The sequence below is a fragment of the Martelella sp. AD-3 genome, assembly GCF_001578105.1.
Classification (GTDB): domain Bacteria; phylum Pseudomonadota; class Alphaproteobacteria; order Rhizobiales; family Rhizobiaceae; genus Martelella.
In genome coordinates this window covers 2,665,953-2,690,335 of record NZ_CP014275.1, presented here as the reverse complement: position 1 = coordinate 2,690,335, position 24,383 = coordinate 2,665,953, and the positions used below count along the sequence as shown (strand labels likewise).

The following is a 24,383-nucleotide window of genomic DNA, read 5'->3' as shown; positions in this document are numbered from 1 at the left end:
AGGATGAGGAAGGGATCATTGACAACGGGGACGTGCATGACGCAGGCGGCTGAGACGGAAGCGCCGGCCTATTCGGGACGATGGCTGGCGATGTCGGTGCTGATCGCGGCCGCCTTCATGAACCTTCTCGATGCCACCATCGTCAATGTGGCGCTGCCGGTCATCGGCAAGGATCTTGATGCCCACAGCTCGTCGCTGGAATGGGTCATCGCCGGCTATGTGATGGTCTTCGCGTTGGCGCTGATGCCTTGCGGGCGGCTTGGCGACATCATCGGCAAGAAGCGGATGTTTCTCTTCGGCGTCGGCTTCTTCACCGTGGCTTCGGCCTGTTCCGGCGCCGCGCCCAATATCACGGCGCTGGTGGTCGCGCGGCTTTGCCAGGGGCTGGGCGCTGCGATCATGGCGCCGCAGGTCCTGGCGCTGGCGCAGGACATGTTTGCCTCCAAGGAGCGTTCCAGCGCCTTCTCGCTGTTCGGGATAGCAAGCGGCATCGCCATCGTCTCCGGCCCGCTGATCGGCGGCTGGCTGATCGCGATCGACCTCTTCGGGCTTGAATGGCGCTCGATCTTCTACATCAACGTGCCGGTCGGCATCGCCGCCGTGATTGCCGGGCGCATCCTTATCCCCGACATTGTATCAAGCGAACGGTCTTCGCTCGATGTCATCGGGGTGCTGATCGTCGCCGCCGCCTTCGTGCTGCTGATCTTCCCGCTGGTCGAGGCGCGGCGGTTCGGCTGGCCGCTCTGGTGCTTTGCGATGATCATCGCGGCCTTCCCGGCCTTTGCCGCCTTCTATGTCTTCGAGCGGCGACGCGAACGGAGGGGCCTGTCGCAGCTTCTGCCGGTCTCGCTGATGCGCAATCACGGCTATCGACTCGGCGGCTTCGTCGCGTTGGTGTTTTACTCGACCCCGGCGGGCCTGTTCATGACCTTCGCGCTCTTCCTGCAGCAGGGTTTCGGCTTCACCCCGCTCGAGGCGGGTCTCTCCACCATCCCCTTTCCGCTCGGCGCCTTTCTCTCCGCCTTCACCAACAGCCGCCTGTCCGACCGTTTCCTGAAGGGGCGCATCCTTGCGGCATCGGCAATGATGGCGGCCGGCTATGTGATGCTGTTCTTCGTCGTTCTCGGGGCCGACCGGCATCTCGCCATCCTCGATTTCGCCCCGCCCCTGTTCATCTGCGGCTTTTCGCTCGGCATGACCGCCTCGCCGCTGTTCCAGACGATCCTTGCCGATGTGCCCGGCAGCGATGCGGGCTCTGCCTCCGGCGCGCTGCAGGCCATCCAGCAGGCGGGCAGCGCGCTCGGCATCGCCATTGCCAGCGCCCTGTTCTTCTCCATCATCTCAGCGCGCCAACAGGCGGGCGCGGCGACGGCGGACGCCTATGTCGCCGGCTTTTCCGCCGGCATCGGCTACATGATCTTCGCCATGGCGACGGTGTTTGCCGCCGCGCTGTTCATGCCGGCCGTCAAGCCGTCCGGCGAAAAGCCGGCGCCCGAGGGCATGATGCTTGGCTGACGGGCGGGCCCGCCGACAATTGACATTTCCTCCGTCCTCGCCCAATTGGTGACGGCCCTTCAACCAAGATGCGGAGATCCCATTGGCTTCCAGTCAGACGGAGACCGCGCCGAGCGGCGCGACGACCGAGCAGAACCCGGGCCGCTGGACGGCGCTCGCCGTGCTGCTGTCGGCCGTATTCATGAACATGCTCGATGTCACCATCGTCAATGTGGCGCTGCCGTCGATCCAAGAGGGGCTGAACGCCTCCAACTCCGCCATTGAATGGATCGTCGCCGGCTATGTGCTGATGTTTGCGCTCGCGCTTCTGCCCTTCGGGCGGCTCGGCGATATTGTCGGCAAGAAGTCCATGTTCATCGCCGGCGTCGCCTGTTTCACGCTCGGCTCGGCCCTGTGCGGGCTTTCCCATACCACGCTGATGCTGGTGCTTGCGCGCCTGTTCCAGGGGTTTTCGGCGGCGATGATGACGCCGCAGGTCCTGGCGCTGACGACGGTGATGTTCGCGCCGCACGAGCGCGCCCGCGCCTTCAGCTTCTTCGGCATGATGGCGGGGATCGCGACCGTCAGCGGGCCGATCATTGGCGGCTTTCTCGTCGAGCACAGCCTGTTCGGCCTCGGCTGGCGCGCGATCTTCCTGATCAACCTGCCGATCGGCCTGTTCGCCATCATCGCCGGCGCGAAGCTCGTGCCGTCAACGCCGCGCCGCGCCGATACCCGCAATGACTATCTCGGCATCCTGCTGATCGCATTGGCCATGTTCATGCTGATCTTTCCGCTGGTGGAAGGCCGCACCTTCGGCTGGCCGCTCTGGTGCTTTGCCATGATGGCCGCCGCCTTTCCCGTACTCCTCGCCTTTGTGCTCTGGGAGCGACGGCAGAATGCCCGCAAGAAGCCGCAGCTTCTCTCGTTTCAGCTGATGAAGAACCGCAACTTCATGGTCGGCGGCTCGATGGCGCTGTTCTTCTTCTCCACGCTTCCTGGCTTCTTCCTTTGCCTCGCGATCTTCCTGCAGGTGGGGTTCGGCTTCTCGGCCCTGAAATCGGGCATGACCACGGTGCCGTTCTCGCTCGGCGTGTTCACCGCGTCGCTGATCAGCGGCCGGATCGGCCATACCTACCTGAAGCCGCGGGTGATCTTCGGCATCGCGCTGCTCGGCGTCGGCATGTTCTGGCTCAGGCTCTATGTGCTCGGCGTCGGCGACGAGGTGTCGCGCTGGGCGCTGTTTGCGCCGCTGATCGTCTCCGGTCTCGGCCTCGGCATTGCCATCGCCTCGATCTTCCAGCTTGTCCTGTCGGGCGTGCCGCATGAGGAGGCGGGATCGGCCTCCGGCGCGCTGCAGGCTGTCCAGCAACTCGGCGGCGCCTTCGGCATCGCCATCGTCAGCGGCATCTTCTTCGCCCGTCTCGGCATTGCGCTGCAGGCGGGCGCCGACAACCACCCGGCCTATGTCAGCGCCTTCGCCATGGCGCTGATCTACAATCTCGCTGCCTATGTAGGGGTTATCGCGCTCGCGCTTCTGCTGCCGGCCGACCGCAAGCCGGGCGCAGCGGCGCCCGTCGCAGAGGAAAACGCTCCGCACATTGCCTGAGGCAACCTGTGCGGGGCGCGACACAAAAAGGGGATGGCGGTGTTTACGGCACGATCAGCGTGCCCGCGCCGCCCTTGGTGAGGATCTCGAGCAGGACCGAGTGCTTGACCTTGCCGTTGAGGATGACGACGCCCTCGACCCCGGCCTCGATCGCCTCGATGCAGGTTTCGACCTTGGGGATCATGCCGCCGGAAATCGTGCCGTCGAGGATCAGCTTGCGCGCCTCGGCCACCGACAGTTCCTTGATCAGTTCGCCTTGTTTGTCGAGCACGCCGGGGACGTCGGTCAGGAACAGAAGGCGGGTCGCGCGCAGCGCGCCCGCGATCGCGCCGGCAAAAGTGTCTGCATTGATGTTGTAGGTATGGCCGTCATTGCCGGGGGCGACGGGGGCAATCACCGGGATCATCTCGGATTTGGCCAGAAGATCGAGCAGCGTGGTGTCGACCGTGTCGACCTCGCCGACGAAACCGAGATCGAGAATGCGCTCGATGTTGGAATCGGGATCGATGACGGTCTTCTTCGCCTTCTTCGCGAAGACCATGTTTCCGTCCTTGCCGCAAAGGCCGATCGCCCATTCGCCGGTCTGGTTGATCAGCGCCACGATTTCCTTGTTGATCGAACCGGCAAGCACCATCTCGACGATCTCGACAGTGGCCTCATCGGTGACGCGAAGACCGCCCTCGAACTTCGACTCGATGCCCATGCGCTTCAGCATGTTGCCGATCTGCGGGCCGCCGCCATGCACCACGATCGGGTTGACGCCCGACTGTTTGAGAAGCGCGACGTCGCTGGCGAAGGCCTGGCCGAGTTCCGCATCGCCCATGGCATGGCCGCCATATTTCACGACGATGGTCTTGTTCTCGTATTTCTGCATATAGGGCAGCGCCTGCACCAGCAGACGTGCCTGAACTTCGCTTTCCGACAATGACATGGATTACCCCGGGGTGCTTTGGTCCTCGCGGCCTTTTAGCGCATCCGCGGGCCATAGTGAATATTGCGGCGGGAAGTAAAACGCAGGTCTCAACCGGCCACGGTTTGCTGGATCGCCAGCCGGAGATCGTCGAGACCTGCGTTTTTCTCCGAGGAGGTCGCGACGATGCCGGGGAAGGCGGCGGGGCGCTTGCGGATCTTTTCCGACGTTGCGGCAAGGAGCTTCTCGACCGCCGGCGGCTTGATCTTGTCGGATTTGGTCAGCACGATCTGGTAGGAGACGGCGGCCTTGTCGAGCAGGTCAAGCACCTCCTCGTCATTCTTCTTGATGCCGTGGCGGGCATCGATCAGCACATAGACGCGCTTCAGCGTCGCGCGGCCGCGCAGATAGTCGAAGACGAGCTTGGTCCACTGGTCGACCTGCGCCTTGGGGGCCTGGGCATAGCCATAGCCCGGCATGTCGACGAGCGCCATCGGCGGCAGGTCCTCGCCCTCGCCGGAATAGCCGTCGGGCACGAAATAGTTGAGCTCCTGGGTGCGGCCCGGCGTGTTGGAGGTGCGCGCCAGCCCCTTCTGGGCAAGCAGCGCGTTGATCAGCGACGACTTGCCGACATTGGAGCGCCCGGCGAAGGCGACCTCGGGCGGGCCTTCCGGCGGCAGGAACTTCATCGACGGCACGCCGCGGATGAAGATCCACGGACGGGCGAAGAGGGCGGCGTCTTTGTCGATAGGCTGGGTCATATCCCGATCCTTACCATGAAGAAAATGCCCGGCAGGGTACCGGGTTCAGTTCGTTGACAAAGCCTGACCCACTCGCAGCCGTCATGCTCGGGCTTGTCCCGAGCATCTAAGCACATATCGGCGCGACAAGCGTCTCGGGCGACAGGTCAATCCGACAAAATCCGTTGTGAAACGCCAACGTCGCCCGCGCGGAACGGTGGTTGGATCCTCGGGACAAGCCCGAGGATGACGCCCCAAAAAAGGACAGGCTTGTCATCCGTCTGAGCCCGGCAAAACTGCCGGATTTAATTGCAGAGACAGTGCGTCCGGTCTTCAGACCCTTTAGAAGGAGAGGGAAACGGCAGTGCCGTCGCCCTTACTCCGAAGCCGGCTTCTTCTTGCGGAACAAGCCCTTCAGATTGTCGAACAGCTCGATCTTGACGCCGTGGCGCTTCATGATGATCGACTGCTGCAGGATCGAGAGCGTGTTGTTCCAGGCATAGTAGATCACCAGGCCGGCCGGGAACTGCGCCAGCATGTAGGTGAAGACCACCGGCATCCAGTTGAAGATCATCGCCTGCGTCTTGTCCGGCGGCGTCGGGTTCATGCGCATCTGCAGCCACATGGTGAAGCCCATGATCAGCGGCCAGGCGCCGATCGCCAGGAAGGCCGGAACGCCCCAGGGCAGCAAGCCGAACAGGTTGAAGACGCTGGTCGGGTCGGGCGCGGAAAGGTCCTGGATCCAGCCGAAGAACGGCGCATGGCGCATTTCGATGGTGACGTAGAGCACCTTGTAGAGGGCGAAGAAGATCGGGATCTGCAACAGCACCGGCCAGCAGCCGGCCACGGGATTGATCTTTTCCTTCTTGTACAGCTCCATCATGGCCTTCTGCAGGCCCATGCGGTCGTCGCCATACTGCTCCTTCAACTCGGTCATCTTCGGCTGCATGCGCTTCATGTTGGCCATGGAGGCATACTGCTTGGAGGCGAGCGGGAAGAACAGAAGCTTGATGATGACGGTCGTGATCAGGATCGCGACGCCGAAATTGCCGACCTGATGGTAGATGAAATCCATCAACTGGAACAGCGGCTTGGTGATGAACCACAGCCAGCCCCAGTCGATCATGCGGTCGAATAGGGGAATGTTGTACTGCTTCTGGTACTGGGTCAGGATGTTGGTGACCTTGGCCCCGGCGAAAACCTTGGTCTGCAGCTCGGCCGACTGTCCGGCGGCGATGGTCAGCGGCTGATTGTCGGAATAGTCCGCCTGATAGCGCGCCCGGCCGTCGGTGAAATGCGAGAAACGGACGTCGTAGTTCATGTCGGACTGGGGAATGATCGCCGTGCCCCAGTATTTGTCGGTGACGCCGAACCAGCCGCCGTTCGAGCCGGTATAGGTTTCGTTTTCCTTGGCGACGTTCTTGTAGGTGTCTTCCGTGATGCCGGCATCAGGGGACATGACGCCGAGGAAACCCTCGTGGAGCACCCAGGCGGAAGGTTCGTCGGGCAGGTTGAAGCGGGTGATGCGGCCATAGGGATTGACCGTCACCTGCTTGTCCGAACTGTTGGTCACCGTGTCGTCCATCGTGATCATGTAATCGTCATCGATGGAGATCGTGCGGTTGAAGGTCAGGCCGGAGTCATTGGTATAGGACAGCACGACCGGTGTCGCGGGCGTCAGCGTATCGCCCTTTTCAAGCGTCCAGACGGTCTGGGGACCGGGAACCGAACCGGAATTCTCGCCCTGGACAAAGCCAAGCTCGGCGAAATAGCCGTTCTCCGTGTCGGCCGGCGAGAACAGCGTGACGATCGGGCTCGTCGGGTTCACGGTGACGTGATAGTCCTTGAGCTTGATGTCGTCGATGCGCGCGCCGGCAAGGTTGATGGAGCCGGAAAGCGCGGGCGTCTCGATCTTGACGCGCGGAGCCGTTTCCTGCTGGGCGCCGGCCTGGGAGAACACGGCATCGCCGCTGGCGCCGGTCGCGGAAGAACCGGCAGTGCCGGAGCTGGCGGTATTGTTCGTTGCAGCGGTCTGTTCCTGGGCCGCCTGCTGCTGCGCTGCCTGCTCCTGCGCGGCGCGCTGCTCTTCCAGGCGCGGACCCATATACAGGAACTGCCAGGCCAGAACGACCAGGACCGTGAGCGCGATCGCAATGACAGAATTGCGGTTGTTTTCCATCTTATCTTCCTGGTGCGGACGCCTTGCGGCTCCGTCCGGTTCGGGGCGATTTCGAAATCCGTGATTCCAGCTCATCTGCGAGCATCGCGAAAGAGACGTCGAGCACCTCCCGACGGCCCACAACGACATAATCGCAACCGGGTTGCATTGCAAATGCGCCTTTGAGGCGCACAGCCTCTTTCAGCCGGCGGCGCATCCTGTTGCGCTCGACGGCATTTCCCTGCCGCTTGGTCACAGTAAAACCGACGCGGGGCCCTTCCAGGGGCTCGCGCCGGTCAAGTACTTCCAGCAGAAACAGCGGGCCCTTCCGCCGTTCGCCTTTCTGGACGGCCAGAAATTGCGGGCGGGTCTTGAGCCGCCCGACAACCATCTCGGCATTGTCGTCCGGTCCGGCCATCGGGGCTTTCAGCCCTTAAGCCGAAAGACGCTTGCGACCGCGCGCGCGGCGGGCCTGGAGGACCTTGCGGCCGCCCTTGGTGGCCATGCGGGCACGGAAGCCGTGACGGCGTTTGCGAACAAGCTTGGAAGGCTGATAGGTACGCTTGGTAGACATTTGTTTAAATACCGCGGTGTGCGGCCCTTCTTGGTGAACTGCCGGAGCAGTTGAAGCGTGTGGATGATGTTGCCGGCATGAACGCCGCCTTGCGGGCGGGCCAAGGCTTCCGGAAACTGCGCGGCTTATAAGGGAAAGGGTCGCAAATTGTCAATCATGCCGGGCGGGAGACTTTGCAAGTGCCTCAAATATGGCGGTTTTGTCCTGTTGGGGATTGGTCTATGATCTCTCAACCTATCCAACCGGAGACATGCGATGCTGAGGGCAAGTTCCCGGAAGACGCAGGACGCGCCTGACGACGCGGTCGCCGTTCCCGGTTTTCTGTCGGGCCTGTCGGGCCGCATTCTGGCGCTGACGGTCGTTATCATCATGTCCGCCGAAATTGTCTTTTTCGTGCCTTCGCTGGCCAGCATGCGGCTGAGATGGCTGGACGACCGGCTGAGCACCGCCGCCGCCGCGGCGACCGTGATCGACGGGTTGCAGCCACAGGTCCTGCCGCGCGCGCTGCAGGACGAGACGCTGATGGCGACCGGCACCAAGGCGATCGTGCTCAGGAAGGACGGCGCCTCGCAGCTTCTCGCCATCACCGACATGCCGCCGGAAATCTCCAAGACCTATGACCTGACCGATGTCGGGCCGGTCGAGGCCGTGGTCGATGCCTTCGACGAGCTTCTGTTCGGCGGCGACCGCGCCATCCGCGTGTTCGGCCCTATCGGCGACAGCGACGCGATCATCGAACTGGTGATCTCGGACGACGAGCTTCGCCATGCGCTGCTCGTCTATGCCCGCAACATCTTCCTCCTGAGCATTCTCCTGTCGACGTTCACGGCGATGCTGATCTTCTTCCGGCTGAATGCCATCCTGGTTCGGCCGCTCCGGCGCCAGATCGCCAACATGCAGGCCTTTTCCGATCATCCGGATCTGCCGGAAAGCGTCTATCGCCCGGAAGAGACCACGGATGAGCTGGGCATCGCCGGCCGCCATCTCGCGTCCATGCAGAGCGAGCTGCAGAAGACGCTGCGCCAGCAGAAGCGCCTGGCCGAACTCGGTCTGGCCGTGTCCAAGATCAACCACGACATGCGCAACATCCTGGCTTCCGCCCAGCTGATGTCGGACCGGATCGCGGGCACCGATGATCCGGTGGTCCGCCGCGTCGCGCCGAAGCTGCTGCGCGCCATCGACCGGGCGGCGGCCTATTCCCGCTCGGTGCTGAGCTATGGCCAGGTCTCCGAAGCCGAGCCAAAACGGGAGATGGTGGGGCTGTTCGAGCTGATCAACGACGTGCACGACTATCTGGAGCTTTCCGCCGAGCAGCCGATCGACTGGGTCAACCGCGTGCCGGAGGAGCTGAAGGTCGATGCCGATCCCGAGCAGCTGTTCCGCGTGGTCTTCAACCTCTGCCGCAACAGCGTCCAGGCGCTGACGCAGCAGGCCGGGGAGAAGCGCGACACGCTCAACTGCCTGATCGTCTCCGCCCAGCGCCACGGCAGCGTCGTCTCTCTGTCCGTCGACGATACCGGCCCCGGCATGCCGCAAAGGGCGCGCGAAAACCTGTTCGCCGCCTTCAGGGGCGGCGTGCGCAGCGGCGGCACGGGGCTCGGCCTCGCGATCGCCCGCGAACTGGTGCTCGCCCATGGCGGCACGATCGCGCTGGTGGAAAAGGCGGGGCAGGGCACGCTGTTCCGCATCGAGATTCCCGACCGCCCGGTGGCGCTTGAAAACTGGCGCAGCGAGACCGGCGCCTGAGCCGCTCCGCGTCTTTCCGGGGCGCTTTGCCTGTTTCGTTCCTGGTGTCGAAAGGAGAACTATGCATTTGATTTTATAAGACAATTAATGACACAGACCTTGATGTCCGGACGTTGCTGCAGGACCGCGAGCGGTCGGTCCCGCGCGTGTTTCAGAAAAATGACAGGTTTTTTCCGGAAACCGCTTGCAATCCAAATCCGAAGGCTCTAGAAGCCCTCTCGCACGCCGCAGACAAGACGCGGCGCATCGCAAGGCAAGCGCTCGTAGCTCAGCTGGATAGAGCACCAGACTACGAATCTGGGGGTCGGGAGTTCGAATCTTCCCGAGCGCGCCATTTTTACCGACATGACTTTCCCTTGATCTGCGTGATCTGTTTCACGGCTCGCGAGAATTCGGCGATCGTGACCGTGCCGCTTGCCTCTGCCCGTGCAGTAACGGCGAGGGACGTTGCGCGCTCCCCCTTGTTTCAAGGCCCTGCTGTCTGCGAACCGCGGGCAGAGTGGGTTGCTTCCGGCTTCTTGATATGCGTCAACTTGTAGCGGGGCGTCGGCTTGATTGAGCCGGGCTGACGGCATAGTCGGGGACCGGACGATGGCGTGTTCCGGGAAGAGCCCGTTTCACGCCGTCGCCAGACGAGAGCGCATCCAGGAAAAGTGGAGACCGGATTTCCCTCCGGAGGCGCGGAAAAACAAAAGGTCAGAGCGTATTCGCGATTCGGGGAAACGCGGCCGTGCTCCAGGAGACAATCCGTCACCGCCGAGCCGAGGCTGCCCATCGTCTCAAGGCGACGTCGCGAAAACAGCAGCAATGGAGAGTGGAAACGATGAACTGGGTTCCTGTGGTCCTCGGCCTGTTCAAGCTTGGCGTGCTGGGCACGGCCATGTTCTTCGCCATCAAGTCGCATCGTGACGGCGAAAAGGAGCAGAAGAGAGCGCGCGAGGCCGACGAACAGCAAAGGCTCGCCGAGCGTGCTGCCGGTGCCCCGAAGCCGGAATGACGGCTTTTTGGGGGAAACAGAGCGATCCTGACTGTTCAGGCTCCGCCGAGAACGGAGCCGGTCCGATCCGGGCGGCGTCGTTTCCCGGAAAGCACGATGCGTCGATTCAATAAGTCAGAGCCTCCTTTGTGCGTCCGAATGGATGCACGGCGCTCTATCGCGCCAGCGTCTGGCCGGCGCGCGACCCGCGTTCTTCCAGCGTCCTGACGAGAACGGCATAGGCGCTGTCGATGTCTTCCCGAAGGGCCGACACCGCGCCGTCTGCATCGCCCGCGCAGATCCGTTCGTAAAGTGCGCGGTGCTGCCGGTTTGACGCCTTGTAGTGGCCGTGCCGCTGCAACAGGTGGAATTGCGGGTTGATCCTCAGCCAGAGCGTGCCGATGATCTCGAGCATGAGAGCGGAACCAGCCTGCGCGTAGATTGCGAAGTGGAATTCGTAATTGCGGTGGATGAAGTCCCGCACCTGCCCCCTGGCTTCCGCGTCTTCCATCCGTTCCAGCAGCTCCTCGAGCCGCTTCTCGAACGCCGCGGACCGGTTCGCGACCGCCCAGGTGACGGCCGAGGCCTCGATCTCGGAGCGGACCCTGCGCAGGTCCTCCAGCTGCGCCGCGCCGAGCACGGGCACGCCGATGGAGCGGCCGGAAACCACCGTCAGCGCGCCGAGCGCCATCAGCCGGGAAATCGCCTCGCGCACGGGCATCGGGCTGACGTTCAGGGCCTTGGCGATGCTCGCCACGGTGACCGATTCCCCAGGCGCAATCTCTCCCTGGAGAATGAGGTCGCAAAGGCGCTGGTGCACCAGGGCCTGAAGCGTCTCCTTTTTCAACGGCGTCACGTTCTCGAGCATGGCGAAATCCTCTTGTTCCGCTGACAAAGCTACGAAATTTCACGTCAAAGAGAAAGATGTTTTGACTTTTGATCAAAGATATTTAATCTTGAGTCCTGTCGGGCGATCGGGAGAGTCGCCCACCAAGGGAGGAAGCTATGATTGGACGTATACTTGCGGGCGCAGCCTGCGCCGTCGGCCTTGCGGGAACCGTGCAGGCGCAGGGATCGGAACCCTACGACATCTACCTGTCGATGAGCTATATCGGCAATGACTGGCAGGCCGAAGCCTCGAACATGATCAAGGCGCTGGCCGCCTCGGAAGACTACAGGGACCGCGTGAACCTCGAGGTGCAGGTGGCGGGCCCCAATGCCCAGCGTCAGATCCAGCAGATCAATGCCATGGTGCAGGCCGGCGCCGATGCGATCGTTGTCTACCCGATTTCGCCCACGGCGCTGAACAGCGTGGTGCGCAGCGCCTGCTCGCGCGGCGTGACGATCATCGCCTATGACGCCGAGATCACCGAGCCCTGCGCCTATAACGTCACCATCGACCAGGCGGAAGCCGGTCGCAAGACGGCCGAATGGCTTGTCGAGGCGATGGGCGGCGAGGGCGATGTGGTGATGGTCACGGGGGTTCCCGGAACCTCGGTCGACACGGCCAGGACCGCGGCGGCCAAGGCCGTCTTTGCCGAACACGCGGGCATCAATATCGTCGGCGAGGCGGTCGGCATGTGGAGCCAGGCGGTGGCGCGGACCGAGCTCAACAAGCTGATGGCGACCCGCGACTGGTCGGAGATCGACGGGCTGTGGATGCAGGTCGGCTGCTACACCGCCAACGCCATGCAGCTCGAGGCGGGCCAGGCGCCCGAAGACCTGCTGCCCTGCGCCGGCGAAGGCTCGAACGGCGGGCGCATCCAGATGCTGCCGGCCGACAGCGCGGTCGAAGGCGCCGTAGTCCCCTATGCGCCCATGGGCGCGGCGCGGATTTCCTACGCCTCTCCGCCCTATTCCGGCGCACTGGCGCTGAAGCTCGCGGTCGACAAGCTCGATGGGGCCGAAATCCCGCAGCACACCACCCTGCCGCTGCCGCTGGTCACCAACGACACGGTTGAGCTGTGTGAAACCGGGAGCTGGGATGAACAGAAGGCTGGCTGCAACGTCTTCCAGCCGGGGCTGGTCTCAAATCCGGGCTGGTTCGCGTCGATCTTCTCGGAAGAACTGCCGCAACTCGGGCTGAACGCGGCCCTTGTCGGTCAGCCCGAGCGCTGATCCAGCGTCCCGATCCGGCGGCCGGGCGTCGCCGGACCCTTCCACAGAATTCTCGAGGACGCCATGTCATCCGCACCCGCCGTCGCGGTCTCGGGCCTGACCAAGGCCTACGGACCAACTGTGGCCAATGACCAGGTCGCGTTTTCCGTCGCTCCCGGACGCGTTCACGCGCTTTTGGGAGAGAACGGCGCGGGCAAATCGACCACGATGAAGCTGCTGTCGGGCCTTGTGCGGCCCGATGCCGGCGACATTCGCATCGACGGGCGGCAGGTCGCGTTGCGCTCGCCGCGGGACGCCCATGCGGCGGGCGTGCAGACCGCCTTCCAGGAACTGACCCTCGTGCCAGACCTGACGGTGCTCGACAACATGCTGCTGCCGCGCGCGCCATGGACGCCGCTTGCAACGCTGAACCGCGGGCGCACCCGTCGCGCCGTAACCGCCCATTTCGACGCGCTCGACCTTTCCGTCGACCTCGATGCTCTGGCCGGCGAACTGACGCTCGCATCGCGCCAGAAGATCGAGATTGCCCGCGCGCTCTATCGCAAGCCGCGCATCCTGTTGCTGGACGAGCCGACCTCGGCCCTTTCCGGCGGCGACGTGGACTGGCTCGGACGGATCATCGCCGATGCGGCGGCGCGCGGGATCACCGTGCTGTTCATCTCGCACCGCATGCCCGAGGTGCGCGCCTTCTGCGACACGCTGACCATCCTGCGCAACGGGCGCTCGGTGCATTCGGCGAAGGTGGCCGACGTCACCGATGCCGAAGTGGTGGAGATGATCATCGGACGCTCGGTGGAGAACGCCTTCCCGCCGCCGCGCCCGCCGCGCGACAGGCAAGGTGAAACGCCGGTGCTGGCGACGCGCGCCCTGTCGGCCGGGCCAAAGCTGAAGGAGGCCGACATCGCGCTGCACCGGGGCGAGATCCTCGGCATTGCCGGGCTGCAGGGCATGGGCCAGGAGGCGCTGTTCTCGGCGCTGTTCGGCCAGGAACACCTGCATGCGGGCCATATCGAACTGGACGGCGCGCCGCTGCACCTGCGCTCGCCCGCCGATGCGCTGCAGTCTTCAGTCGCCATCGGCCTGGTGCCCGAGGAACGCAAGACGCAGGGCCTGTTCCTCAAGCTGCCGGGGCGGCAGAATGTCAGCCTGCCCGTGCTGTCGCGGTTTTGCCGCGGTCCGCTGCTGGATGACGCCGCAGAGGCGCGCGCCGCTGCCGGGGCCTTTGCCGCCGTCGAGGTCGACGAACGCGCGCATTACCTGCCCGCCGGCGCGTTTTCGGGCGGCAACCAGCAGAAGATCGTTCTGGCGAAATGGCTCGTGGCGCAAAGCCGAATCCTGCTGCTTTTCGATCCGACGCGCGGCATCGATGTCGGTACCAAGGAACAGCTCTACGCGCTTCTGCGCGCCTATTCGGATGCAGGCGGTTCGGTGCTGCTGCATTCGACCGAAATTCCCGAACTGGTGCATCTGTGCGACCGCGTCGGGGTGCTCTACGAGGGCCGCGTGAGCCGCTGGCTCGAAGGCGGCGCCCTGACCGAGAACGCCATTATGGAAGCGACGCTCGGGGGCAGCGATCCGCTTCACGGTCCGAAGCCCTCCGACAGGCGGGAGAACCCGGCATGACCGATCAGCCCATTTCCTTTGCCCCGCGCGCCGCCCGGCTGCCGGGCCTGCGCAGCCTCAAAAGGGCCCAGGCGGTGATCGTCGCCGCCCTGGTGTTTGCCGGGCTGATGCTGCTCAACAGCTTTCTCAGCCCATACCCGCTGAGCTATTTCGACATTTCCTTTCTGGCAAGCGGCGGAGCCACCACCGCCATCGCCGCCGCCGGGCAGACGCTGGTGATCCTTTCCGGCGGCTTCGACCTTTCGGCAGGCGCCGTGGTGTCGTTGGTCAACGCGGTGCTGGCAACCGCGATGGATCCGGCGAACATGGAGGCCTCCGTGCCGCTCTGGACGGCCATCGGCATCGCGATCGGCATGGGCGTCGGCGCGGTGAACGGGTTTTTCGTCGCGGTGATGCGGCTCCAGCCGATTGTGGTGACGCTGGCGGTCATGTTCATCGTCCAGGGACTGACCCTTCTGGTGATGGCAACGCCGGGCGGCTTCGTTGCGCCGTCGCTCTCTTCGGTCTATCTCGGCGACACCCTGCCCGGCCTGCTGCCCGCGCCGCTGACCCTGCTCGGCGTTCTGGTTCTGGCGTGGCTCTGGCTGAAGCGCACCGCCTTCGGCGTGACGCTTTATGCGGTGGGAAGCGATCCCGAGGCCGCCCGTGCGACGGGGCTTCACACCCGCGCCTTCACCTTCTTCACCTACATGCTCGCAGGCGGGCTCTACGGTCTGGCCGGCGTGTTCGTCAGCGCCCAGACCGGCAGCGGCGATCCGCTGGCGGGCAACGCGCTGCTGCTGCCGACCTTTGCCGCCGTCGTCATCGGCGGCACCCGGCTCGGCGGCGGCAAGGGCGGCATACCCGGCACGATTTTCGGGGCCTATATCCTGATGATCGTGGTGAACCTTCTGCTGTCGCTCAATGTCTCGGCCTATTACGCCACGATCGCGGAAAGCGCCGTGCTGTTGATCGCGGTTCTGGCCGGCTCAATGAGCAGGGACAGCCCGCTGTCGCAGCGCTTGCGCGAGCTGAAGGACGCGCTCGCCGCCCGCCGCAAGGGCTGGCTGGTGTCGCAACGGCCGAAGGCGGATCGCAGGCTCGCCTTCACTGAGCCTGCAGGTGCCGCGCTCAAGCTTAGCTTCATGCAACGCCACGGCGCGACGCTGCGGCATGCGCTCCCCGCCTGGCTTTGCCTCGTCCTGGTGCTGGTCGCGACGCATCTGGTTCTCGGAGGCGTGTTCACCGGATGGCGCTACTGGGACTCGCTGCTGGTGCTTTCAAGCTTCCTCGCCATCCTGGCGCTGGGCCAGGGCGCGGTGATCCTGACCGGCGGGCTCGACCTGTCGCTGCCGTGGTGCATCGCGCTGTCGGGCGTGCTGATGACGGGTCTGGTCGGCGGCCAGGACGCAGGTCTTCTGGTCGCACTGCCGGTGGTTTTCGCCGTGGCGGCGCTGATCGGGCTGGCAAACGGGCTCGGCGTGGTGGCGCTCGGGTTGTCTCCGATCGTGGTGACGCTGGCGATGAACGGCATCCTGCAGGGCGCGGCGCTGATCTGGTCCGGCGGCACGCCGGCGGGTTTTGCCCCGCCCGCGCTGCGCTGGCTGATGACCGGCAAGGTGCTCGGCGTGACCCCGGTCATCCTGTTCATGATCGCCTTTGCCGCCGCGGCGATCCTGCTTCTCGGGCGCACGGTGTTCGGCCGGCGCGTCTACGCCGTCGGCAACAGCGCGCTCGCCGCGCGTCTCTCGGGCGTCAGCACCGGGCGGGTGATCGTCTCGGTCTATATCCTCTCGGCGCTCTGCGCCGCGCTGGTGGGCGTCCTGCTCGCCGGGTTCTCCGGACAGGCGAGCCTGGGCATGGGCGACGACTACCTGCTGCCCTCGATCGCCGTGGTGGTGGTCGGCGGCGCGCTGATCACCGGCGGGCGCGGACACTATGCCGGCATGCTGGGCGGCGCGCTGCTGCTCACCGCGATGCAGACGCTGCTTGCGGGCACTTCGCTGCCCTTTGCCTTCCGATCCGTGTTCTTCGGCCTCGTCATCCTGATGGCCGTTATCGCCCTGCGCGAATGAAGGAGATTGCCATGAACGACACCCCTCGCATGATTTTGCCCGGCCTTGCCGGAAAACGCATCGCGATCAGCGCCGGCGCGGGCGGCATCGGGCTTTGCATCGCGCGCGAGCTTGCCCGCCAGGGCGCCCGCCTTGCGATCTGCGACGTGGACCCCGCCGCGCTGGAGGCTGCCACCGCCGCGCTTGGCGCCGAGGTCGCGATGCTGGCCGACGTCTCGGCCGAGGCCGAGGTCGCGGCATTCTTCAAGGCCATCGAAACCCGCATGGGCGGGCTCGATGCGCTGGTCAACAATGCCGGGATCGCCGGCCCGACCGGCGGCGTCGATACGATATCGACCGCCGACTGGCGACGCTGCATCGATATCTGCCTCACCGGGCAGTTCCTCTGCACCCATTATGCGGTGCCGATGCTGCGCGCGGCGGGCGGCGGCGCCATCGTCAATATCTCGTCTTCTGCGGGCAAGTTCGGCTATGCCTTCCGCACGCCCTACGCCTCTGCCAAGTGGGGCGTCGTGGGTTTCACCCAGAGCCTTGCCAAGGAGCTGGGTCCGGACAATATCCGCGCCAATGCCATCCTGCCCGGCATCATCGCCGGACCGCGCATCGAAAAGGTGATCGCCGCCCGCGCCGAGCAGACCGGCCTCAGCCACGAGGCGATGACCGAGCGCTACCTGTCCAACGTCTCGCTGCGGCGCATGACCCCGCCGGAGGATGTTGCCGATATGGCCGCCTTCCTGATCGCCGATACCGGACGCAACCTGTCGGGGCAGAGCTTCCCCGTCGACGGCAATGTGGAGACGCTGTGATGACCGCCCCCGTCGCCTGCGTCGGCGCCGGCCTGATCGGCCGCGCCTGGTCCATTGTCTTCGCCCGCGCCGGCCACGCGGTGCGGCTCTGGGACGAGAACGCCGAAGCGCCCCATGCCGCCCGCGCCTTTGCCGCAGAGATGCTGCCTGAGCTGGGGCGGCTCGGCCTCATCGATTGCGACCCCGAGGAGGCGCTTTCGCGCATCCGCCCGGTTGCCACGCTCGAAGAGGCGCTGGACGGGGCGGAACACGTGCAGGAAAGCACATTCGAGGAGATCGGCGTGAAGCGCGCCATCTTCGCGCGGCTCGATGCGATCGCGGGACCCGAAACCGTGCTGGCCTCGTCGTCTTCCGCCCTGCTGCCCTCGGCGATCTCCGAGGGGCTTGCGGGGCGTCACCGGGTCATGGTCAACCATCCGATCAATCCCGCCTATCTTGTCCCGGCGGCGGAGCTGGTGCCCGCGCCATGGACCGATCCGGCGCTGGTCGAACGCACGGCGACCATGCTGCGCGCGGCCGGAATGCGCCCCATCGTCATGCAAAAGGAGATCGATGGCTTCGTCATGAACCGGATGCAGGGGGCCTTGTTGCATGAGGCTTTCCGGCTGGTTGCCGACGGCTATGCCAGCGCCGAGGACATCGACATCGGCCTCAGCGAGGGCCTCGCCCTGCGCTGGTCGTTCATCGGCCCGTTCGAGACGATCGACCTCAACGCCCCTAAGGGCGTGCGGCAATATGTCGAACGCTATGCCGGCATTTATGACGGCCTCTCCGGACAGCCCCCCGCCGACTGGCGCGGCGCCGTGCTGGACCGCATCGAGGCGGAGCGCCGCGCAACGCTTCCCGCAGAAAACATCGCCGACCGGCAAGCCTGGCGCGACCGGCGGCTCATGGCGCTCGCCGCCCACAAACGGCGCGCCGCAGACGAACTCGGAGACTGAGACCATGCCCGACAAAGTGATCATCACCTGCGCCGTGACCGGCGCCATCCACACCCCGACCATGTCGGAGTACCTGCCGATCACCCCCGATGAGATCGCCGAGGCCGCCATCGGCGCCGCCGAGGCGGGGGCCGCGATCCTGCACCTGCATGCGCGCGATCCGAAGACCGGCAAGCCCGATCAGTCGCCGGAAGCCTTCGCGCCCTTTCTCGGCCGCATCAAGCAGTCGACCAACGCGGTGGTGAACATCACCACCGGCGGTTCGCCCTACATGACCGTGGACGAGCGCACCAGACCGGCGGCCAAGTGGTCGCCCGAGGTCGCCTCGCTCAATATGGGGTCGATGAATTTCGGCTTCTTTCCGCTGTTGGCGAAATACAAGGAGTTCAAGCACGAATGGGAGCGCGAGCACCTGGAAGGCTCGCGCGACCTTGTGTTCCGCAACTCGTTCAAGGATATCGAATATGTGCTGGAGACCTGTTACGGCAACGGCACGCGGTTCGAGTTCGAATGCTATGATATCTCGCATCTCTACAACCTCGCCCATTTCGCCGATCGCGGGCTGGTGAAGCCGCCATTCTTCGTGCAGTCGGTGTTCGGGCTTCTGGGCGGCATCGGCACCCACCCGGAGGACGTGATGCACATGAAACGGACCGCCGACCGGCTGTTCGGCAGCGATTTCCGCTGGTCGGTGCTGGGCGCCGGCAAGGACCAGTTCCGCATCGCCGCGCAGGCGGTCAGCATGGGCGGCAATATCCGCGTCGGGCTCGAGGACAGCATCTGGATTGCCCGCGGCAGGCTGGCGGAGAGCAACGCCCAGCAGGTCGCCAAGGCGCGCGCCCTCGTCGAGGGACTGGGGCTCGAGATCGCCACGCCCGACGAGGCCCGGGCGATGCTCGCGCTCAAGGGCGGCGACGCGGTGAATTTCTGACAGGGAGGAAGACGGTTATGAAGATCGATATTCTGCTGGATGTGAAGACTACGCTGGGCGAAGGCCCGGTCTGGGATGTGGAGAGCCAGCGGCTCTATTTCATCGATTCGATGGACGGACGGGTATTCCGTTGCACCGCCGAAGGCACCGAGCTGCGCGCCTTCGACGTGCCTGGCAAGATCGGATCCATGGCGTTGCGCAAGGACGGCTCCGGCGCCATCGTGTCGCTGGACAAGGGCTTCCATCTGCTGGATTTCGAAAGCGGCGACTGCCGGCTGCTGCACGATCCCGAGCCGGGAATGGATACCACCCGTCTCAATGACGGCAAATGTGACCGCAGGGGGCGGTTCTTCGCCGGCTCCATGGACATGATGGAAGAGGGGCCGAAAGGCGCGCTCTACCGGGTCGATCCGGACTTCAGCGTCACCAAGGTCGACGACGGCATCATCTGCTCGAACGGCCCCTGTTTCGCGCCGGATGACAGGACCTTCTATTTCACCGACACCTGGACCGGCGAGGTCTGGGCCTATGACTACGATATCGGGACGGGCGCCGTTTCGAACCGCCGGACCTTCACGAAGGTTGATACGTCGAATGGCGGCGCTGCGGACGGAGCGACGGTGGATGCCGAAGGCTATTACTGGCTGGCGCTCGTCTATGACGGCCGAATCTGCCGTTATGCGCCCGACGGCACGCTCGACCGCGAGATCGAGATGCCGGTGAAGAAGGTGACCAGCGTGCAGTTCGGCGGGCCGAACCTCGATGTGCTTTACGTCACCTCGATGGCCAAGCCGCCGCTGCCGCGCTTTCCAGGCGACGGCGTTCTGCGCGGGAGCCTGTTCGCGATCACGGGGCTCGGGGTCAAGGGCCTGCCCGAACCACGCTTCGGCGGCTGAACGCGGCGGGCCGAAGGGCGCCCGACCGGCGCATGCGAGGATGGCGGTTCGCTTCCGGGCGTCATCCGCGCATGCGTCCGGCGGCCTTCAGGGAAGCTGAAGGAATTTGCGGGGCCAGCCGCTGCGCCTGCCGGCCGGTTCATCATCCGGCGGCGTCTCGGCGGCTTACAGCATCGGCCCGAAAATCGGAATCGATTTTCGGAAAGCACGATGCGTAGATTCAATAGGTTAGAGCGTCCTTTGTGCATCCGAATGGATGCACGGCGCTCTAGCCGTATTCCGCCATATCGGCGGCGACGGCGGCCTGCATTTCGTCGAGAATGTCGGGCAGGGCGCTCAGGACGCGGTTCCAGCGCGGCATCAGCGGCGTGGCGTCGGGCTCCTCGAGGAAGGAATTGCCGGCCTCGATCAGATTGGTGGCGAAGAGTTCGACGGCCTGCTCTTCCTTATGGCGATCCGTCGAAAGCCCGTTCATGCGGGCGTCATTGTGATAGATCTCGACCAGATCGAGCGCCGTGCGGAAATAGGAGGCCTTCACGGTCCTGAGCGTTTCCTGCGAGAAGGTTACGCCGTCGGTCGCCAGCTTGCGGAAAACCGCCTTGCAGATATCCGTGGACATGCGCGACAGGCCCTTCCTGGCATCTTCCGGCGACAGCGGCTGATGCTTGTGGTCATAGGCGTCGGCAATATCGACCTGGCAGATCGCGGCGTTGGAATAATTGCGCCACAGTTCCGAGAGAACGCCGATTTCCAGCCCCCAGTCCCAGGGAATGCGGATATCGGGCAGGATATGGGTGCGCATGGCGAATTCGCCGGCGAGCGGATAGCGGAACGCCTTCAGGTAATCGAGATAGGGCTGGTGACCGATGGTCTTCTCGAGGCTCAGGAGAAGCGGCGTGACGAGAAGCCGGGTGACGCGGCCGTTGAGCGAGCCGTCGGCGATGCGCGGGTAATAGCCCTTGGAGAAGACGTACGGGAAGGCCGGATTGGTGACCGGATAGACGAGGCGCGCCAGCATCTCGCGCGAATAGGTGACGATGTCGCAGTCATGCAGCGCCACCACGGAGGAATTGCGCGCGCCGAGCACATAGCCGATACAGTACCAGACATTGCGGCCCTTGCCGGGCTCCTGCGGCGCAAGCGCCGCATCGCCGAGACGGTTGTGGACGGCCTGCATCCGCGGTCCGTCATTCCAGAGCACGGCGTGGTTCTGCGGCAGGCGGCTGAAATATTTCAGCGCGTAGCGGTACTGCTCCTCGTCCGCCTGGTCGAGGCCGATGACGATGTTGGAGATATAGGGCACTTCCGTCAGATGGTTGACGATGTTGTCCAGCGCCTCGGCCTCGAGCTCGGAGAAGAGCGAGGGCAGGATCAGGGTGATCGGCCGGGTTGCCGAGAAGCTGGTCAGTTCGCGCTCGACCCGGTGCAGCGAACGCTCGCGCAGATTGTGCAGCGTTGCGACAACGCCATTTTGATGAAAATCAGCCATTGCGGGCGCTCCTGATGTTTTTGTTGCGGCAGGTTCCGGAAGCGGACGGCCGAAGGGGAGGGGCCTTACCTACCAACTATATTGTGCCAATAATTGCAATATCATGTCGTTCCAGCCCGAAGGACCGGCCTTGTCCGAGCGGATGATGCGGCCCTCGCGTTCGCGGGCCGTTTCGGCAAGCGGGGCATGGGCGGGGTTGGCGATGATGACGCCCTTGTCCGCGGCTTCCAGCATTGCCGCATCATTCGGCGCATCGCCGAGCGCGATCGTGAAGACCGCTTCCCCCGTCTTGCTGCGGTAGAAGTCCGCGACCTTGCGCATCGCATCGGCCTTGGATGTCTCCGGCATCAGCGTGAAGAACCGGCCGCCCTGCACGGCCCGAAAGCCGCTCTTTGCCAGGAGCGCCCGGAATTCCTCCCGTTCCTCCTCGCTGCCGGACCAGAGCCCCGGTTCGGAGAACTGACGCTTTCGGGCGAGCCGGGCTGCCTCGAGCCGCATGCCGGTTTTCTCCGCTACCTCTTCATCGCTCCAGTCTCCAAAACCCCGGAATTTCTGCCTGAGCGCGGGCGGCATCGCTTCAAGCGCCGCGCGCAGCCGCCGATAGGCTTCAGCCTCGCCGCCCTTCGCATCCGGCAGTCCGACGATCCCCGCGCCATTTTCCACGATCATCGGGTCTTCGATGCCGATATCCGCGGCGATGGGCCGCATCTCCGCCTCCGTCTTGCTGCTGGCGAGGATGATCGGGATGCCGCGGCCCTTCAGCGCGTCGAGCGCGGGCCGCGCCGGCTCCAGCGAATAGGTTTCGTGGTCGAGAAGCGTGCCGTCGAGATCGGTAAAGACGATTTTCATGGTCGGACCTTTCAAGCCATCGTGCTTCCGGATTGCCGGCCGGCGTGCATGCGCCGCCCGACGCTCTTAACGCTTGCCGCGGCCGGTTTGTTGCCGCTCGGGCCGCATTTTTCAGCTTTTGGGCGTCTTTCCCAGATGCTGGCGGGCGGCATAGAGCGCGATCGCCGAGGCGTTGGAGACGTTGAGCGATTTGATGACGCCCGGCATGTCGAGGCGGGCGAGCGCCGTCACCGTTTCCCGGGTCTTCTGGCGAAGCCCCTTGCCTTCCGCGCCCAGCACCAGCGCGACCTTGCCGCCGGCAAAGGTTTCCTCAAGCGGGGCGGGCCCCTCCGAATCAAGCCCGATCGAGGCAAAGCCCATGGCGTGCAGTTCATCGAGCGCCTTGGCGAGATTGGTGATCTGGATATAGGGGATATGCTCCAGCGCGCCGGAGGCCGATTTGGCGAGCACGCCCGATTCGGCCGGGCTATGGCGCATGGTGGTGATCACCGCGCCGGCGGAAAAGGCGACGGCCGAACGCAGGATCGCGCCGACATTGTGCGGATCGGTCACCTGATCGAGCACGAGCAGCAGCGGGCTGTCATTCAGCGCATCGAGACGGCGCACGGGAAGCACCAGCGTCTTCAGCATCACCCCCTGATGGATGGCGTCCTCGCCGAGAATATCGTCGATCTCGCGCGGGCGCACGATCTCGACGGGGAGGCTCTCCGGCAGCGCCAGCCCGTCGGTCAGCCGGGCAAGGGCGTTCTGCGTCACCTTCAGCGAGATCAGCTTGCGCTCGGGGTTCTCGATCGCCGCGCGGACGGTGTGCAGGCCGTAAAGCAGCACCTCGTCGCCGCTGACGGGCAGCGGGTCGGCCGGTCCGCGCTTGCCCTGTCGGGCCGGGGCAGGGGGCAGATCGCCGCGCGCACGCTTGTTGTCGCGGTGGGCGCGTCGGAGCTTGGCGTAATGGGCGTCCCTGGGGGAGCCGTTCTGGTCATCTTTTTTGCTCATGCGCCCGTTATAAGGCCCGCCGCGGCGGGAGGCTAGGCCATTCCGGCGCAAGAACGGGGAAAGCGCGCGGTCCGGCATGCGGCTGTGATTTTTCTGTCATTTTTTTCTGCCGCGCCGTGTTGACAGAGCGGGGCGGGCCGGTCATATACGCGGCGCAGATCGACATCGCCAAAGCCAACGGGCAGCGGCGAACGATCCAAGGCATGACTGCCGTCCAGGCTGGTACTGGAGGAGTGCGTGAGTGGTTAAAACGGACGGACTGTAAATCCGTTGACTTAGTCTACGTTGGTTCGAATCCAACCTCCTCCACCACCGGCGCCTGACGTTTGCGCGGGTATAGCTCAATGGTAGAGCAGCAGCCTTCCAAGCTGAATATGCGGGTTCGATTCCCGCTACCCGCTCCAGGTTCCCACCTTCTTTTTGTTTCGGCGCGCGGCCGCTGGCTGCAGGGACCGCGATTTCGGCCTCGGGTCATCGTCCCGCCTGCCGCATGACAGCGCGGCGCGGATGGCTTAACCTTCCGACGGCAGATTAACGCGCCGAGAGACGACATCGCATGAACATCAAGCAGCTCGAAGTCTTCCGTGCGGTGCTCTCGACCGGTTCGACGATGAGCGCGGCCAGGAGCACCGGTCTCAGCCAGTCGGGCGTCAGCCGTCTCATCCAGCAGCTCGAATCCGATCTCGACCTGACGCTGTTTCAGCGCGTCAAGGGGCGGCTGGTGCCGACGCCCGAGGCGCGGACGCTGGAAGAGGAGGCGAAGACCGTGCTTCTCAACCTGGCCCGTTTCAGCCAGATTGCCGATGAAATCCGCACCGGCGCGTCGGAGACGGAGGTCGTCCGCATCGGCCTGCCCAGCAGCATGTGGGAGAACTTCGCCCCCGCCATGCTGAAGGACTACCGGGACGGCTTTCCCGGCGTCAGGGTCGAGACCTTCTTCGAGACAACCATGACCATCCAGCGGATGATCGACCAGCGGGTGATCGATTTCGGCTTTCTGCGCCATGAGGGCGAAATCGGACCGGGCATTCGCCTCGAGATCGTCGCCGAGGGCCGCAGCGTCGCCGTCATGCACCGCGACCACCGGCTGGCCGCGCGCGATGTCATCCGGCCCGAGGACCTGCGCGGCGAGCCGCTGATCATGCTCGGCCGGCTGCGCGCCCACCGGGTGATGCTCGACCGGCTGTTGCAGAACGAGGCCGTCCGCCCAGACGTGCGCATCGAAACCCATTCCAACTCCTCCGCCTGCGCCTATGCCGCCGAGGGGCTGGGGATCGCGCTTGCCAGCAGTTTCTATGCCAATCTCTACAGGCACCTGCCCGTGGTGCAGCGGGTCTTCGAGCCGAAGCTGACGCAGCGCTTCGGGATCGCGTCGGCCGAGGGCGTGCCGATGTCGCTTGCCGCCAAAGGGCTGATGGCGGCGCTGAAGCGCCAGATCGAGCGCTCGCAGGTGGACGACTAGAGCGCCGTGCGTCC

At 64.7% G+C, this 24,383-nt stretch carries 21 protein-coding genes and 3 tRNA genes; 15 read left to right on the top strand and 9 right to left on the bottom strand.

Annotated elements, in window-relative coordinates; genetic code table 11:
* Positions 1 to 36 precede the first annotated feature (36 nt).
* Positions 37 to 1,515, top strand: coding sequence for an MFS transporter (locus tag AZF01_RS12520; RefSeq protein WP_024708320.1), 1,479 nt, complete (start codon positions 37 to 39; stop codon positions 1,513 to 1,515).
* Between the two features lie 82 nt (positions 1,516 to 1,597).
* Complete coding sequence (locus AZF01_RS12515) at positions 1,598 to 3,103, top strand: MFS transporter (RefSeq protein WP_024708321.1); 1,506 nt, start codon at positions 1,598 to 1,600, stop codon at positions 3,101 to 3,103.
* Between the two features lie 43 nt (positions 3,104 to 3,146).
* On the opposite strand, the gene argB is transcribed toward AZF01_RS12515, so the two are convergent.
* The 5 genes from argB to rpmH form a co-directional block, all read right to left on the bottom strand.
* Positions 3,147 to 4,034, bottom strand: a complete 888-nt coding sequence (argB, locus tag AZF01_RS12510; RefSeq protein WP_024708322.1) for an acetylglutamate kinase — start codon at positions 4,032 to 4,034, stop codon at positions 3,147 to 3,149.
* An 89-nt stretch (positions 4,035 to 4,123) separates the two neighbouring features.
* A complete protein-coding gene (gene yihA / locus AZF01_RS12505) occupies positions 4,124 to 4,774 on the bottom strand; it encodes a ribosome biogenesis GTP-binding protein YihA/YsxC (protein WP_024708323.1) in 651 nt (216 codons plus the stop codon).
* Between the two features lie 355 nt (positions 4,775 to 5,129).
* Entirely contained in the window at positions 5,130 to 6,932 is a 1,803-nt protein-coding gene (gene yidC, locus AZF01_RS12500; protein WP_024708324.1) for a membrane protein insertase YidC, read from the bottom strand.
* A gap of 1 nt (position 6,933) precedes the next feature.
* Complete coding sequence (rnpA, locus tag AZF01_RS12495; RefSeq protein ID WP_024708325.1) at positions 6,934 to 7,329, bottom strand: ribonuclease P protein component; 396 nt, start codon at positions 7,327 to 7,329, stop codon at positions 6,934 to 6,936.
* A 15-nt stretch (positions 7,330 to 7,344) separates the two neighbouring features.
* The gene (gene rpmH / locus AZF01_RS12490; RefSeq protein WP_024708326.1) at positions 7,345 to 7,485 is read right to left on the bottom strand and encodes a 50S ribosomal protein L34; all 141 of its coding nucleotides are present in this window, start codon (positions 7,483 to 7,485) and stop codon (positions 7,345 to 7,347) included.
* Between the two features lie 255 nt (positions 7,486 to 7,740).
* Between rpmH and AZF01_RS12485 the strand changes: the two genes are divergently transcribed.
* From AZF01_RS12485 to AZF01_RS24295, 3 genes are all read left to right on the top strand, one after another.
* Positions 7,741 to 9,231: a HAMP domain-containing sensor histidine kinase gene (locus AZF01_RS12485; protein ID WP_024708327.1), complete on the top strand. Its 1,491-nt coding sequence runs from the start codon at positions 7,741 to 7,743 to the stop codon at positions 9,229 to 9,231.
* 257 nt (positions 9,232 to 9,488) lie between these two features.
* Positions 9,489 to 9,565 (top strand) — tRNA-Arg (locus AZF01_RS12480).
* A gap of 489 nt (positions 9,566 to 10,054) precedes the next feature.
* Positions 10,055 to 10,228 carry a hypothetical protein gene (locus AZF01_RS24295; RefSeq protein WP_197489600.1) on the top strand — a complete coding sequence of 58 codons (174 nt, stop codon included), beginning with the start codon at positions 10,055 to 10,057 and terminating at the stop codon, positions 10,226 to 10,228.
* A gap of 154 nt (positions 10,229 to 10,382) precedes the next feature.
* On the opposite strand, the gene AZF01_RS12475 is transcribed toward AZF01_RS24295, so the two are convergent.
* On the bottom strand, positions 10,383 to 11,075 hold the full coding sequence (locus tag AZF01_RS12475; protein WP_024708328.1) for a GntR family transcriptional regulator: 693 nt from the start codon (positions 11,073 to 11,075) through the stop codon (positions 10,383 to 10,385).
* Positions 11,076 to 11,212: 137 nt separating this feature from the next.
* Between AZF01_RS12475 and AZF01_RS12470 the strand changes: the two genes are divergently transcribed.
* From AZF01_RS12470 to AZF01_RS12440, 7 genes are all read left to right on the top strand, one after another.
* Positions 11,213 to 12,325, top strand: coding sequence for a sugar ABC transporter substrate-binding protein (locus AZF01_RS12470; protein WP_024708329.1), 1,113 nt, complete (start codon positions 11,213 to 11,215; stop codon positions 12,323 to 12,325).
* Between the two features lie 63 nt (positions 12,326 to 12,388).
* On the top strand, positions 12,389 to 13,948 hold the full coding sequence (locus tag AZF01_RS12465; protein WP_024708330.1) for a sugar ABC transporter ATP-binding protein: 1,560 nt from the start codon (positions 12,389 to 12,391) through the stop codon (positions 13,946 to 13,948).
* Positions 13,945 to 16,002 carry an ABC transporter permease gene (locus tag AZF01_RS12460; protein WP_024708331.1) on the top strand — a complete coding sequence of 686 codons (2,058 nt, stop codon included), beginning with the start codon at positions 13,945 to 13,947 and terminating at the stop codon, positions 16,000 to 16,002. Before AZF01_RS12465 ends, AZF01_RS12460 begins: the two co-directional genes overlap by 4 nt.
* Before the next feature lie 11 nt (positions 16,003 to 16,013).
* Entirely contained in the window at positions 16,014 to 16,808 is a 795-nt protein-coding gene (locus AZF01_RS12455) for an SDR family oxidoreductase (RefSeq protein WP_036237172.1), read from the top strand.
* A complete protein-coding gene (locus AZF01_RS12450; RefSeq protein ID WP_024708333.1) occupies positions 16,808 to 17,749 on the top strand; it encodes a 3-hydroxyacyl-CoA dehydrogenase in 942 nt (313 codons plus the stop codon). Before AZF01_RS12455 ends, AZF01_RS12450 begins: the two co-directional genes overlap by 1 nt.
* Before the next feature lie 4 nt (positions 17,750 to 17,753).
* On the top strand, positions 17,754 to 18,680 hold the full coding sequence (locus AZF01_RS12445; RefSeq protein WP_024708334.1) for a 3-keto-5-aminohexanoate cleavage protein: 927 nt from the start codon (positions 17,754 to 17,756) through the stop codon (positions 18,678 to 18,680).
* A 17-nt stretch (positions 18,681 to 18,697) separates the two neighbouring features.
* On the top strand, positions 18,698 to 19,576 hold the full coding sequence (locus AZF01_RS12440; protein ID WP_024708335.1) for an SMP-30/gluconolactonase/LRE family protein: 879 nt from the start codon (positions 18,698 to 18,700) through the stop codon (positions 19,574 to 19,576).
* A gap of 268 nt (positions 19,577 to 19,844) precedes the next feature.
* On the opposite strand, the gene AZF01_RS12435 is transcribed toward AZF01_RS12440, so the two are convergent.
* The 3 genes from AZF01_RS12435 to AZF01_RS12425 form a co-directional block, all read right to left on the bottom strand.
* Positions 19,845 to 21,065, bottom strand: a complete 1,221-nt coding sequence (locus AZF01_RS12435) for a glycosyl transferase (protein ID WP_024709131.1) — start codon at positions 21,063 to 21,065, stop codon at positions 19,845 to 19,847.
* A gap of 69 nt (positions 21,066 to 21,134) precedes the next feature.
* Positions 21,135 to 21,914, bottom strand: a complete 780-nt coding sequence (locus AZF01_RS12430) for a mannosyl-3-phosphoglycerate phosphatase (protein ID WP_024709132.1) — start codon at positions 21,912 to 21,914, stop codon at positions 21,135 to 21,137.
* A gap of 111 nt (positions 21,915 to 22,025) precedes the next feature.
* Positions 22,026 to 22,907 (bottom strand): RNA methyltransferase, encoded by an 882-nt coding sequence (locus AZF01_RS12425; RefSeq protein WP_024709133.1) that lies wholly within the window; start codon positions 22,905 to 22,907, stop codon positions 22,026 to 22,028.
* Positions 22,908 to 23,134: 227 nt separating this feature from the next.
* Here AZF01_RS12425 and AZF01_RS12420 point away from each other — a divergent pair.
* From AZF01_RS12420 to AZF01_RS12410, 3 genes are all read left to right on the top strand, one after another.
* Positions 23,135 to 23,219: transfer RNA gene (locus AZF01_RS12420), tRNA-Tyr, on the top strand.
* Between the two features lie 18 nt (positions 23,220 to 23,237).
* Positions 23,238 to 23,311: transfer RNA gene (locus tag AZF01_RS12415), tRNA-Gly, on the top strand.
* A 152-nt stretch (positions 23,312 to 23,463) separates the two neighbouring features.
* Complete coding sequence (locus AZF01_RS12410; protein ID WP_024709134.1) at positions 23,464 to 24,369, top strand: LysR family transcriptional regulator; 906 nt, start codon at positions 23,464 to 23,466, stop codon at positions 24,367 to 24,369.
* Positions 24,370 to 24,383: the final 14 nt, after the last annotated feature.